This is a genomic window from [Phormidium] sp. LEGE 05292 (genome assembly GCF_015207735.1).
Lineage (GTDB): Bacteria > Cyanobacteriota > Cyanobacteriia > Cyanobacteriales > Aerosakkonemataceae > Floridanema.
In genome coordinates this window covers 40483-53909 of record NZ_JADEWG010000036.1, presented here as the reverse complement: position 1 = coordinate 53909, position 13427 = coordinate 40483, and the positions used below count along the sequence as shown (strand labels likewise).

The window sequence follows — 13427 nt, the reverse complement described above, 5'->3', positions numbered from 1 at the left end:
CCCCTGCCCCTTCTGCCCCTCAATCAGAACGATTTCTGAACACTGAGCCAACTTTTGGCGATCGCCATATAAGTTTTTGCCGACTGTTCCGAAACTTGACAATGAGTACTTAACCAAGCTAACCATTCTGACTCAGGTAGTAAACTTTGCGCCTGCAACAACAATTCTCCGGCATTTCTAGCGTATAACATGGCTGCGGCTGGTGCAGTTTTCGATCGCTCATATTCCCGATTAATTAAATTTGCTAATTCTAACAATTTTTCAGAGTCAGAAACCTCTTGTTTTACCACCTCAACAACAGCCGTTACTGTTGGCATTTCAGGAATTGTTACTGATGTGATTGGTGTAGCGATCGCTGACGAAATCGGAGTAATAAATACTTCCTCTTTTTCCCCAACCTCCGCTGATTTAGCAGGTAACAATACTTCTGGATAAACTGCGATCGCTGGCTGCTTATTTTCCTGTAATCCCGGATTTTCTATATCAATTAGACGACCATTCCAAATCGGATGATCGGCAATATGAATTTCTACTAAATCCTCACCTTTTTCATACCAATGTAACACCGGAGACATAATAAATTTTAAACTATCATCTTGAATAATCCCGCCTTCCACTAACCCATCCATCACAAATTTAGCCGCAGCAGAAATATTATCAGGATCGCGGCGAAAATTTTTTATTTTCCAGACAAACTCAATCCAAACTCGGTCAGGAAACCGCTTCCGACCAAAACATTCTACCGCAATTTTATTTGTCCAAGCCCGCTTTTCTTTAGCACTGGCATAAACATTACTTCTGGCAGTCCCAATAATTTCATTTAAAGTGGGGGGAAGAGGAAAAACAAATTTTGACAACATGAAATTTTAACCGCTTTGTCAAGTCAGATAATATGGTATCTTTTATTGAAGATCTCAACTATAGTTCATATTTAGGGTAACAACGTGAGCATTTTAACTACTGAGCAAGGAGAAAAACTCAGAGAAATAGGAACATATCTCCGCAGATTAAGAAAAGAGCAGTCAATTTCTTTAGAAGAAGTAGCTGCCAATACATACATTCGCGCCAGTCTTATAAAGGCGCTAGAAGAAGCAGAAGAGGAAAGTTTGCCTGAACCAGTTTATATTCAAGGGTTTATCCGGCGATATGCAGATTTTTTGGAATTAGATGGTAACGCTTTAGCAATGACTTTTCCTATAGAATTACCACCTATAGATTTGAGCGATCAATTATTAGATGCGGAAGTAATCGGCGGTAAAAAGTATGATGTAAATAATGATGCTGAACGTCCCAAAGAAGAGTCAGCTTCACCACTAGAAAAATTGTCCCTGCCCTCATTACCGAAAAATTTTTCCATTCCTTCTATTCCCTACTTACCTTACATTTTGGCAGGAATAGTAGTAGCACTGGGCGGCATTTTTTACGTACTAAATCGTCCACAAACATCGTCATCTGTTGTCCAGAATAAATCCTCATCAAATGTCCCACAAAATCAAGTAAAAAATAATGTAGCACCAGTTACACCCAAAAGTAATTCTGATTTGCCTATTAGTTCTACATCATCTCCTACTCCAGCGCAACCAGTTGCCGCAAAACCAGAAAACACTGCGCCCAATACACCGTTCCAAGTAAGCGCCCAATTTCAAGATCGATCGTGGATGCGAGTAACTGTTGATGGCAAAGTGGAATTTGAGGGAGTGATACCCAAGGGAGAACAAAAGTCTTGGAATGCTAAAGAAAAAATTGTGATTCGTGCAGGTAATGCGGGTGTGGTGTTAGTTTCTGTGAATAATCAGGAAGCAAAACCTCTTGGAGAAACAGGTAAAGTAGCAGAAGTTACCTTAACTCCCCAACAGTAAGCTGTTAATTATTTAAGTTGCTTGTGGAGGAAGCAGGGGCAGGTTTGAGTGTGTTTCGGAAATTTCCCAAATATGTAAATTAAAATACCTAAGAGCTTAGTTGAGTAAATAAATATGAGTGTATTTCGTGTAGGAATTGCTGGCCCTGTGGGTTCAGGAAAAACTGCTTTACTAGATGCTTTGTGTAAAAATTTACGAAAAGATTACAGCATTGCTGTAGTGACAAATGATATTTATACTCAGGAAGATGCTCAGTTTTTAGTCCGTTCTCAAGCTTTATCTAGCGATCGCATTTTAGGCGTAGAAACAGGCGGTTGTCCCCACACAGCTATCCGCGAAGATGCTTCGATCAACCTGGTGGCGATCGAGCAAATGGAACAGAAATTTACTAACCTTGATTTAATATTTGTCGAAAGTGGTGGTGATAACCTAGCCTCAACTTTTAGCCCAGAATTAGTAGACTTAACAATTTACGTAATTGATGTCGCCGCAGGTGATAAAATTCCCCGCAAAGGTGGTCCCGGAATTACTAAATCTGACTTAATGGTAATTAACAAAATTGACCTCGCCCCAATGGTAGGTGCAGACTTAAGCGTAATGGAACGCGATGCCAAAAAAATGCGCGGCGATAAACCTTTCGTCTTCACCAATTTAAAAACCCAAGAAGGACTTTCCAAAATAGTTGAATTTATTCGCTTACACATGGGGTAACAATATAAAAGTTGCTATGACGACGGTGTTTCCTTCCTTTTTCTCTAGAACGACCAGCATATTTAGCTACGCCTTTAGTTACGATTTTTTCGCCAGACATTATCGTGCTACTGTCAGCTAAAGTAATTAATATAATAACCAAAATTTCGACTTAAATAGCGATGGAAATCTAGAATAGTTTATTGTCGTCGGCCTTGGGAAATTGATTTATGCCAATCGACCCAGAAACCCGATTATAATCAATGGGGTTAACATCGGTTGTGATGTTTTAGTTCGATTGAAAAGTTGTCTCGAAGCAGTACCGTAGCGCCATAGCACTATTAATTAAAAAAATGATACATCCAAATTCCGAAGAAGCTATTTATGCGCGACTCCAGTATACCTACACTCTCTTTGAAAATATTAGGGACAAATTTAATGGTGCTGCTATTGAACGAGGAGGGTACGAACGAACAGGCGTTACTTGTATGTACGTTCGTAAATTTGGTGTAAAAGCTTATGCGTTTTTAGGTGATGTTAAAAAATGTACTGTAGAGTCTTCATTTACCGAAGAACAAGAGCAGTATATCAATGAAACTCTCAGCTCATTAACAGCCTTTATTGTCGGTCAAAACGCTAAGCATTCATTGGCAGAGCGAGTTATTTACTATTACGTTAATATTACTGCACCTTACTTCATTCTAGCTATATTGAAAAGTACCGAAGAAATGCTCAGTGAATACCTGCAAGCAAAACCGGAAGATTCTGCTATTTTGGATGCTATTTTTCGCGTGGCTGGCGGCGAAGGATTCCGTGACTTAATGCGAATTTATAGCCCGCGTCTTATTGATGGAGTTTTAGCCAATAAAAAAGTGTCCCAGCCTAACACTTTAGCTTTTGTGGATATTCACGATCGTTATTGTAAAGATGACTCAGGAAAAACCGTTTTAGCTAAGTATGAAGTGTGGTGTCCCGGACGCACGCTAGCGAGGGCATATCTCAATCAATGTCAGATAGCTGCACAGGAGTTAGTTGATAAACATGGCGTTTCTTTTGCACCAAGTATAGAAGAATTTCAGGTATTTCCTTATGAAGTTAGTATTTACATGAAACAGTTCGTGCAAAATATCGTTTCTCCCTTGCTTCAAAAATATGGTATTTTCTGAATTTAACCAATAATGATTACTCAGGCAATAATATACAGACTTTGATATACAATTTAGCTTTCAAGTATTGGGTGTAAAATTCAGGTAATAGATTCATTTTTTTCAATTATTTAGGTCTTGTTGAGAATAGCAGACCTATTTTTTTCTGGCAACCATCTGTAAAATCCTGACGCAGTAGGGGTTTTACAGATGGTTGTCACCCCTTCAGGACGGAAAATCTAGGGTTTCAGGTTTAGCTATTTGTCAGAAACCGGGTTTTTAGCCCTGATGCAAGCTCTGAGTTTAGGCTGATGGGGGGATGAACAGAGGGATTAGCAGTTTTATCCTGAGATCAGATTTCGGGATTTTTTATGACTCAAAAATACGATTTTCGGTACTTTCAGGGTAATTCTTTTTCTGATCTGTTTGCCGCAGATATTACAGATGGTGATTATGGGTTTATTTTAAATTACCCTGCTACTGCTAGTTGGGCTATTTACCCAAACACAAAAAAATATTTCATTCAAGATGGTAGTGATGAATCTACTAAAACTTCTTATGATAAAATTTCCCAAAAGGAGCCTTGGAAAAATCTCGCTGTACTAGGGGATAAGATTACGGGAATAGTTGTTGGACAACCAAGGAATATATTATTTGATTATTGGCGGGAACATTTTGGTTTTCGGTACGAAAATATCGAATTTATCCAGCGTTCTGTTTATTTAGATTATCTCAATCAAAGCGATCGCTTCCAGAAAATTCTCACCCTTTTTCCCTTTGATGGATTACTTACCGAAAAACACGCTGTCAATCCTGATACTCACTATCGTCTATTAAGTAAAGTAAGTTTAGCGGAATTAGGCGTACCCTGTCCCAAGTATAAAAGTTACAATTTGCGAGAAATTAGCCTCAATGATATAGAGTTACCCGAAAAGTTTCCTTACTTAATTAAAACATCTCACGGACTCTCAGGTGAGGGAACTTATATCATCAAAAACCCTAGAGATTTAGAATATTCTTTGCTAGAATTGCAAAAATATCTAGATATTAATTTATTGGATACAATTATTGTTTCGGATTTTGTCAAAGATGAAATTGAAAATTACTGTGTGCAATTCTATGTTAACAAGGTGGGAGAAGTTTCTCTAATTGGTGTGACTGGACAGTTAGTTACTCCAGATGGTAAATATTTAGGGGGGTTGATTCGCTATCAAGAAACTGATGTGACTAAGTTTTTTGAGATGATTTCTGCGATCGCTAATTACGCCCATCAACAAGGTTATTTTGGTGTCATTGGTTGTGATGTATTAGAAGATAAGAATGGACAGCTAAATGCGATCGATGCTAATTTTCGCGTTAATGGTTCAACTCCTTTATGTTTACAACGTCATACATTATTAAATTTAGGAAAGCAAGTAGCGAAGTATTCCAGTGATTACCGCATGGATGGCACATTGGATGATATTTTAGATACTTTAAAATCAGAATTAGAACGTAAAGACTTTTTGATATTATCAGCTTTGGAAAAAGTGAAATACGGCAAAATTTACACTGAAATTTATGGTATTGTTACCGGAGAAACTATTGAGGATATGCAACTTATTGAACAAAAATTGCAGACTAAAGGTTTGTTTTTAACTTAATATTTAGGTATTTATATCCCAGACTTTTTGAATAATTCGGAAATCTAAATACTTAAACTCCACGCACTAAAATCACGGTGCAATCACAACCACGCGCGATCGCTTCCGGGATATTTCCCTTAATTACCTGTTGCAATAATCCATCCCGACTCGCCCCTAAAATAATTGCATCACATTGATCTTTACAAGCAATATCAATTACTGCATCTGCTACAGAAGCAGCACAGACAGGTATGGTAATTACCGGATGATTAATGCGATGAGAAAGGAACTTAGCCGCTTTTTCTAAACCTTTGGTATCTGGTAAAGATTGAGATTTAGAAAACACCTGAGTTATTCTGACTTCGCAATCATTAGATAATTTACACAAAGCTGGTAAAAGCTGAATTGCTTCTTGAGCATTTGGCCCACCTGCCATAGGTAATAACCAACGATTAAATGTTATTTTATTCTTGGTTAATTCGGTTTTATTATTAAATGCTAAAAAGCCATTAACAGATGTTGAATTGCCTAATTTGACCACTATTACTTCACAAGCAGCTTGGCGGATTACAGTATCAACTACATGACCAAAAATGCGACCTCTAGTGGGCGGAGTTGGATTCCAACCCATAACAATTAAATCTATATGTTCAGTTTTAATTGTTTCTAAAATTGCCTGTGCTGGATCGTGGGCAACGCGGATTTGCGTATGCACAGGAATATCCCATTTTTTCGCTGTCACTTCCGCTTGACGCAGCAAACGACGACTTTTTGTAGTTCTAACTTGTGCTTCCGAAGGAGCAGTATGACGGGGGGCGAGAATAACTTGTACGCAGTCTAATTCATAATCTCGATCGCGTGCAATTGCCGCCGCTATTTGTAATAATGATTGTGCCGTTTGCGGATTAGCTAACGGTACAAGTAAACGCCCTTTACCTGTACTAGGCGATCGCGTCTGATAAACTACATAAGAAGGTTCTGGTTGTGGCCCTGTTTGCACTCCCACTAAATGATCCGCTTCTGCTCGAATAATATCTGCCCTAGTTATAATTCCTACTAATCTGCGACTTTCAACTACTGGTAAACGACTTAATTCATAACGATTTAGCAGATAAAGCACATCAGCAAGAGAGGTATTTGGCTCCACAGAAACAGGTTGAGGAGTCATAATTTTATCAATAGTAGTATTAAAATCCAGCAACCTCTGACCAATTTTTGCTAAATCACTTTGGGTAATAATCCCGACTAATTTACCATTATCAACAACAGGAAAACCGCGATGATGAGATTTAGAAAATGCCTGTACAACCTCATCTAAAGTCATTTTGCTAGTGAGAGTTTCTACCCGCCTTTGCATGACCTTTTCAGCGGAGAGTTGTTCTAAAAGTCCTTGTTTTGGTGCTTTCTTATATTTATCTAAATCAATCCCATTCCATTCTAATATGCGATCGTACAGCGAGCGCGGCATCAATACTTCCGCTACCCAAAAAGCAGTACAAGCAGCAATCATCAAAGGTAGCACCAAATTAAAATCTGTCGTCATTTCAAACACAATCACAATTGCCGTGATTGGGACTTTAGAAACCGCACTAAAAAATGCCCCCATTCCTGCAAAGGCGTAAGTTGTTGGTGTACCCAAATCGAAAAAATGGTTAGTTCCTAACCCAATCAAATAACCTAAAGTAGAACCCAAAATTAGCGACGGGGCAAACAACCCTCCCGGTGTTCCCGAACTAAAAGCAATAATAGTTAAGATAAACTGAGCTAAAAATGCTTGAGTTGCGATCGACCAATTAGCACCACCAGTTAACACAAACTCCCGTAATCCTGTGTTGTCGCGGAAGTGCAGCGGTAACATGGCAATTACTAATCCCGAAAGTAACCCCGCAATGCCAATTCGCCAAGGTAAACTTAACCGTAATTTATAACGCCAAAAGCTCAAAGATAGAAAAATTCCTTGGCAAAAAAGAGCCGAAAATATCCCCGCTAAAACACCTAAAAATAAGAAACTTGGAATTTCTGGAAAAGAAAAAGTAGTTTGACTTTTGACTAATTCCGTCGTTAATTCTAAACTTCCGCCCCCCAAAAGTCGCGACACTACACCACCAATAAAAGAAGCGAGGATTGCTGTTCCCAAAGTAAAACCCGATACATCCTGCAAGAGTTCTTCCACGACAAACAAAACCCCCGCTAGGGGGGCATTGAAAGCAGCAGCTAACCCAGCACCAGCACCACAAGCGATTAATTGTCTTCTATGTTCAGGAGATGTGGGCACCCATTTACTCATCTCAGCAGCTAAAGCCGCACCCACTTGCACTGTTGGCCCCTGTCGCCCGACAGTCATCCCAGAACCTAGCGCAAGAATGTTACCCAAAAGCTTGACAAAAGCTATTTTCCATGATAAACGCATGGGAAATCCGGCGAGGGCAGCTTTAACTTGGGGAATCCCGGAACCAGAGGCTTCTGGGGCGAATCGTTCGACTAAAAACCCAGCTAAAAATCCGAAACAAAAACCAATTGCAGGCAAAGCAATCCAGGGGGAGAAGTAATAGGAAATGCTGACTCGCCATCCCCCAAGCCATCCTGAGCTAACTTTGAGTAGGACTGATGCTAAGGCAGCAACTAATCCAATTAAGGAAGCTTCGATGATTGCTAAGCGTCTTGTCGGTCGTAGTAATTGACGCATGGAGAAATAAGTTCTGAGTTTTGAATGAAACTTTTAAACGGGTTCGTTGTGAGGACTTTAGTCCTTCTTTGGGTTCGTTGTAAGGACTTTAGTCCTTCTTTTGGTCTGTTGTGAGGACTTTAGTCCTTCTTGTTGGTGAAGTACGACTGAAGTCGATACAACTAACCTGTACGACTGAAGTCGATACAACTAACCTGTACGACTGAAGTCGATACAACTAACCTGTACGACTGAAGTCGATACAACTAACCTATCCGACTGAAGTCGATACAACCAACCCATATTCAAAATTCAAACGCAAAACTTATTCGGCTTTACCAGTTACAGATAATCCTTCGACAATTATTGAAGGAGTATAGCAGTAACCATTCCACTCAGCATCGCCACCTAACGCTACTACTTGTTTTAGTGCGGTGTAGACGTTGCCTGCAACCATTGTATCTTTGACACGACCGATGACTTTGCCTTGTTTTACCCGATAACCGAGTTCGACGTTGATGGAAAATTCGCCGGAAATGCCAGCACTACCGCCTAACATTTGGTCTACGATTAAGCCATCTTCCATCATTTCAATTAAGTCGAGCATTGTCCCAGTTCCGGGTTTGATCAGGAGGTTAAATAAGCTGGGGGTGGGATAGCTGCCTAAACCTGGACGAAAGCCGTTTCCGGTGGTGTCGGAACCGAGATGGCGACCTGTGGTTCTGTCGGTATAAAACAGTTGCAGAATGCCATTTTTGATGAAGGTTAAGGGGTGAGTGATTGTACCTTCGTCATCAAAGGGACAGCTAAAAGGGCCAATATCTGGTTGTTGGTAGAGGGTGATACTGTTGTGGGTGACGGCTTGGCAAAGTCGATCGCTCCAAGGAGAAGCAGCTTCCAAAACTCGTTTACCATTTAAAGCAGCGGCAACTGTCCCCCAAAGCATATCAGCAGCTTTAGCCGTAAATAGTACAGGTACTCGACCTGTAGGTGGGGCAACATTTTCTTGCGCCCATTCCAAGCGTTCGATGATTTGTTGGGCTAATGATTCAGGAGTGAGAGTGTTACGTTGAGTTTGACCATCAGAAACGGTTAAAAAATCATCTCCTCTGATCCATTCAGCGGCTAAGTAACAACTGAGGGTGGTATCTGTGTGAGAACAGTCAAGTCCAATGGAGTTAATCAAGCGGGTGCTTTCGATTTCGCATTCCCATTCGCTACTTACCAACACTTCTGGATAAGGGGTTCGGATGTGGGCGATCGCTTCTTTGCCCCAATGAACTAACTGTTCTACTGGAACTGTGCTACCTTCATCCGGGTAGGTTTGCTTTGAACCGCTGACTAATTCTATGGGTTCTGGGTGATTCAGCAGAGAAAGTGCGATCGCTCTTTCTACTAAAGCCGCTGGTTCTACAGCACCGTAAGCTACTGCTAAACCAGGACGACCATGTTTCCACAATCGCAGCGTTGTACCTTCAGATTGAGCTATTTCCAACTGTTTGAGACGATTAGCCTCAAAAAATACTGGTCTAGAGAGCGATCGCGCCTGATAAACTTCAGCTGCTTCTGCTCCTGCTTTTGCTGCTAGTTCCAGCAATTGTTCTGCTAGTGACTCTGACTGCCAAGTTTCCCAACCCATACAAGCAAATTTTTTTTTTAGAATTTAGATTTTAAATGGAATTTAAAACCTAAATTCTAAATTACTTTAATTTGGGTACTGTTCTTGCAATAACCAAAAACCTGCAAAGGATTCTGCTTGGGGATCAGTCTGAACCGCTAAAAAATGCACTCCCAAGGCTTTTTGTTTTGCAGTTTCAAATCCTTGGGCTTCTGCGATCGTCCCAGGGTCTCTGATATTAGCAAGAATCCAGCTATCATTCACCCCAGTTTCTAATATCAGACTTGCTTTGGGTAGTGATTCAAATTTTACACTAGCCAGTTCTAAACCAGATATCCAAGCCGCTAAAGGTAATGCTCTGGAAGTAAAAAATATCATTCCTGGAATACTGGTATCAGGATTTACTCCAAAATTTTTTAAAGGAAAAGCTTCCTGAAATCCGATTTCCCATTCCGGCATTTCTGTAAAAGCCGCTGCTTCTAAACTTACAAATGCCCATTTTTCTGCTAACAAAGCCTCCGGTAAAGTTTGGGGTGCAGGACTTGGCATTAACACCGAAGGATTAGTACCAGCAGGTGTGTATCCAGGATGATTTGGATAAACTTCCTCCATTCGATCGGCTAACCATTGATTGAGATTAAAAGTCCGACGACTTGGTGCAGATAAAATTCCCAAATCTTTACAAGCTTTGTTAATCATGTTATTCATTTGGGTGCGGAAGAAGCGAATTTTTTGGGGTGTTTGCCCAGATTTTGCGATCGCTTCTTTAATCGCATTTCCCAACCAAACCGAATTCACTTCTTGATTAGAACAATACTGTGAATAACGAAATGTTTCCTCAACAGAATCGTTAACATTTAAGGGACTTTCACAAATCAAAACTTCCCAAACTTTTTTCTTGTTTTCATCCAAAATTGGACGCGAATAAAAATCTAATTCCCAGATTGTCGTCATTTTCTTATGGTAATTGGTAATTGGTAATTGGTAGTTGGTAATTGGTAGTTAAAGAAACAAGGGCAAATTTTTAACCATTTTCCTTCCTACTATCCACTACCCACTACCCACTACCCAAATTATGGTACTTCGATCGCAATCAAAGCATTTTCCGGCAGATAACTGCAATAACGTTCATTATCTGACAAAACTATAGTTAACCGCAAAGGATAATCGGGTTCAATTTGTAAATCTGCCCAAGGTACTGCCAATTCTAAACACTGGTTAAATGCGACTTGCGCCCGACTAAAGCGGGGATGCCATTGATGATGTTCTCCTGCTTCTTGAAATTGCGTACTCATGGTGAGCAAATTTACGCCTAAATGATGATGAAACTGGTAATTTAATGGTGCTTCATCTGGTAAATCTCGCAAGGGAATGGGGCTGTTGGACATTTCGCGATCGGGATAAAACCACAACAAATTCAATTCTGGCGGACAACCTTTTCCAGGCAAAACTCCCGTTTTTAAGTCTAACCTCAAATAGAAATTCAAGTGATCCACACCGTACCAAAGTCTTTGGACAGTGCTGCTTTGGTGCATGGTTCCCCGCGCCCCACCAATTTCAATTCTCCCCGCTTTATCCCAATCTTGTTCATCACCAATCCCATCAATTACCGGGTGAATAAAACTTTCCGGGCGATGATCTCCTTTAGCTTCGTGAATTTCTAAAGGCTTGAGCAAGTTATCAGGAATAGGCGCATTTAAAGCTTGGTAAATTGCAGACAAATGTTCCCGAAATAACTGGTCAAAAATTGCATCTTGGTTAGAATAATGTCCTTCCCCAAACCACCAAAACCAATCCGAACCTTCAGCAGCATACAAAGCTTCCCAAGCTTCCGGGTTAGTTTCTGGCGTTGCTTCGGGATGAGATGCTAAAAACTTTCTCGCATCAGTTAATAAATCCCAAGCCTTATTTTTTACCGGATCTCCTACCCAAGTAGTTAAATTACCATCAACCCAAGAACCTGTGTGTAATTTTTTGGCGGGGAGTGTAGCGGTAGCAGGGAATTTTTCCAAGTATTCGGAAACAGTAACTAATTCAATTTCTCGATGATTGCTGAGAGTTTGATACAAAGCTTCTAAGAAGGGTTTACCATCTAAATGATAATTTTCCCAACAGTTTTCGCCATCTAAGGCAATTGTGACTAACCAAGGATTTTCTAAAGTTGTAGTATCATCAGTTTGGCGATGTTTTAAAATGCGGGCGATCGCTTCTAAATGCCCCACCAAATCAGCCGCCGCTTTCTTCGCTTCCATCGCCCCGTAAGTAAAACCAATTAAGTCAGACAAACGGTGATCGCGGAAAACAATTGATAGATCTCCGGCAGGAGTTTCTAACCGATAAGGTTGATAAAGTAACTCAGGTTCGCTAACATTACCAGATGCGTCTCTGTGGAAGAAATGATCGATCGTCCAACCTAAAACCGCTTCATCCGAACAAATCCACTTAAAGCCCTGTTTAGCAATATAAGGCAAAATTTGCGGACTAACCGCCTGTTCTGAAGGCCACAAACCGCGAGGTTCGCAACCGAAACATTCCTCATAAATATCCCAAGCTTTTTGCAAATGTCGAGGAATATCTTCCTCCCATTGAAAGCGATTTTGCGGCAAATTCATGTTAGGAACGGCAATTCTGCCCACATCACTATCCGCTAACAATGGCAAAATTGGGTGAGTATAAGGCGAAGTAATTACTTCTAATTGTCCAGTTTCCTGCATCTTCCGGTGTTGCGGAACAATGCGACTCATGATTTCTTGCTGTTTAGCGTAAATCTTTTTGCGATCGGCTAAACTAAAATCTCGACCCTTTTCCAACCAATGAGCAATTTCTGGATCATCCCAAAACAAAGGATCGAACCAAGCTAAATTATGCCAAGCTAGCAAATCGCTGTAATCTTGCGCTTGCCAATTTTCCTGACACCACGCCCGTCCTTCCTCCTGTCGTTGCTCATAAAGTTCGCTATAACGAGGATTAGGATCGATTAAAGTGTGGTGATTGGCATCAAAGAAATGCTCAATAACAAATAATCGCTGTTCTTCTGTCAAACTTTCTACAGGCGACAAAGCTACAGCTAGGTAAGGATCGAAAGCTACTCCTGCAATATAATCTTCTAATTGCAAAATCAAAGAAGGAACCAAATTAACCGTTTGCCGCAACTTCGGAAAACGTTCCAACAACAACACTAAATCCAAGTAATCCTTCGTACCATGCAAACGTACCCAAGGTAAACGGTACTCAAAAGCTGAAGAAACAGAAGCAGAAAAAGTCGGTTCTGTTTCCAGAAACTCTCCCTTAACCCTACTTTTGTACAAAGGTTGATGTTGATGCCAGATGAAGGCGACATATAAAGGATGGGGCATAAGCTTTAGTCAGGCTTTCAACAGTACATAAAATAAAAAGGCAATCATCCATGCAAAAATGTACATGATTGCCTTTTACTTTTACAATGGTCAGAGTATTATCAAATTGCTGTTAGAGAACTTGTTCGACTTCTGCAATTTCCGGGATCATTTCCCGCAGTTTCCGTTCAATTCCCATTCTCAGAGTCATAGTCGAACTAGGGCAAGAACCACAAGCACCTTGTAGCCGCAACTTGACAACTGGGCCATCCAGTTCAACTACTTCTACGTTACCGCCATCAGACATTAAGTAAGGGCGTAATTCATCTAAAACGGTTTCAACGTTTTCTAATGTTAGTTCCATCTGTTAAGACCTCGTTTGTTAGAGCAGGTTAGTATGTGCTTTTGTGGATATTTTCATCCTAGATCTATTTTTGATAAAAACCTTAACAAACTTTTCGGGGGTTGGGGACTGGGGACCGCCATCGAC

Annotated in this window: 10 protein-coding genes; 4 read left to right on the top strand and 6 right to left on the bottom strand. The window is 40.5% G+C overall.

Going from position 1 to position 13427, the window contains the following annotated elements; genetic code table 11:
• Positions 1 to 23: 23 nt before the first annotated feature.
• Positions 24 to 860, bottom strand: coding sequence for a hypothetical protein (locus IQ264_RS12750; RefSeq protein ID WP_193981160.1), 837 nt, complete (start codon positions 858 to 860; stop codon positions 24 to 26).
• A gap of 84 nt (positions 861 to 944) precedes the next feature.
• On the opposite strand from IQ264_RS12750, the gene IQ264_RS12745 reads away from it, so the two are divergent.
• The 4 genes from IQ264_RS12745 (at position 945) to IQ264_RS12730 (ending at position 5337) form a co-directional block, all read left to right on the top strand.
• Positions 945 to 1859: a helix-turn-helix domain-containing protein gene (locus tag IQ264_RS12745; RefSeq protein ID WP_193981159.1), complete on the top strand. Its 915-nt coding sequence runs from the start codon at positions 945 to 947 to the stop codon at positions 1857 to 1859.
• Positions 1860 to 1973: 114 nt separating this feature from the next.
• The gene (gene ureG / locus IQ264_RS12740) at positions 1974 to 2570 is read left to right on the top strand and encodes an urease accessory protein UreG (protein WP_193981158.1); all 597 of its coding nucleotides are present in this window, start codon (positions 1974 to 1976) and stop codon (positions 2568 to 2570) included.
• A gap of 332 nt (positions 2571 to 2902) precedes the next feature.
• Complete coding sequence (locus IQ264_RS12735) at positions 2903 to 3715, top strand: hypothetical protein (protein WP_193981157.1); 813 nt, start codon at positions 2903 to 2905, stop codon at positions 3713 to 3715.
• A 350-nt stretch (positions 3716 to 4065) separates the two neighbouring features.
• A complete protein-coding gene (locus IQ264_RS12730) occupies positions 4066 to 5337 on the top strand; it encodes a carbamoylphosphate synthase large subunit (protein ID WP_193981156.1) in 1272 nt (423 codons plus the stop codon).
• Between the two features lie 52 nt (positions 5338 to 5389).
• On the opposite strand, the gene IQ264_RS12725 is transcribed toward IQ264_RS12730, so the two are convergent.
• The 5 genes from IQ264_RS12725 to IQ264_RS12705 all read right to left on the bottom strand — a co-directional run bounded on the left by IQ264_RS12725 (position 5390) and on the right by IQ264_RS12705 (position 13301).
• Positions 5390 to 8005 carry a chloride channel protein gene (locus IQ264_RS12725; protein WP_193981155.1) on the bottom strand — a complete coding sequence of 872 codons (2616 nt, stop codon included), beginning with the start codon at positions 8003 to 8005 and terminating at the stop codon, positions 5390 to 5392.
• A gap of 304 nt (positions 8006 to 8309) precedes the next feature.
• Complete coding sequence (locus tag IQ264_RS12720; protein WP_193981154.1) at positions 8310 to 9623, bottom strand: TldD/PmbA family protein; 1314 nt, start codon at positions 9621 to 9623, stop codon at positions 8310 to 8312.
• Between the two features lie 66 nt (positions 9624 to 9689).
• On the bottom strand, positions 9690 to 10556 hold the full coding sequence (locus IQ264_RS12715) for a Tab2/Atab2 family RNA-binding protein (RefSeq protein ID WP_193981153.1): 867 nt from the start codon (positions 10554 to 10556) through the stop codon (positions 9690 to 9692).
• Between the two features lie 119 nt (positions 10557 to 10675).
• Positions 10676 to 12958, bottom strand: coding sequence for a glycoside hydrolase (locus IQ264_RS12710; RefSeq protein WP_193981152.1), 2283 nt, complete (start codon positions 12956 to 12958; stop codon positions 10676 to 10678).
• Positions 12959 to 13070: 112 nt separating this feature from the next.
• Entirely contained in the window at positions 13071 to 13301 is a 231-nt protein-coding gene (locus IQ264_RS12705; protein WP_193981151.1) for a NifU family protein, read from the bottom strand.
• Positions 13302 to 13427 lie beyond the last annotated feature (126 nt).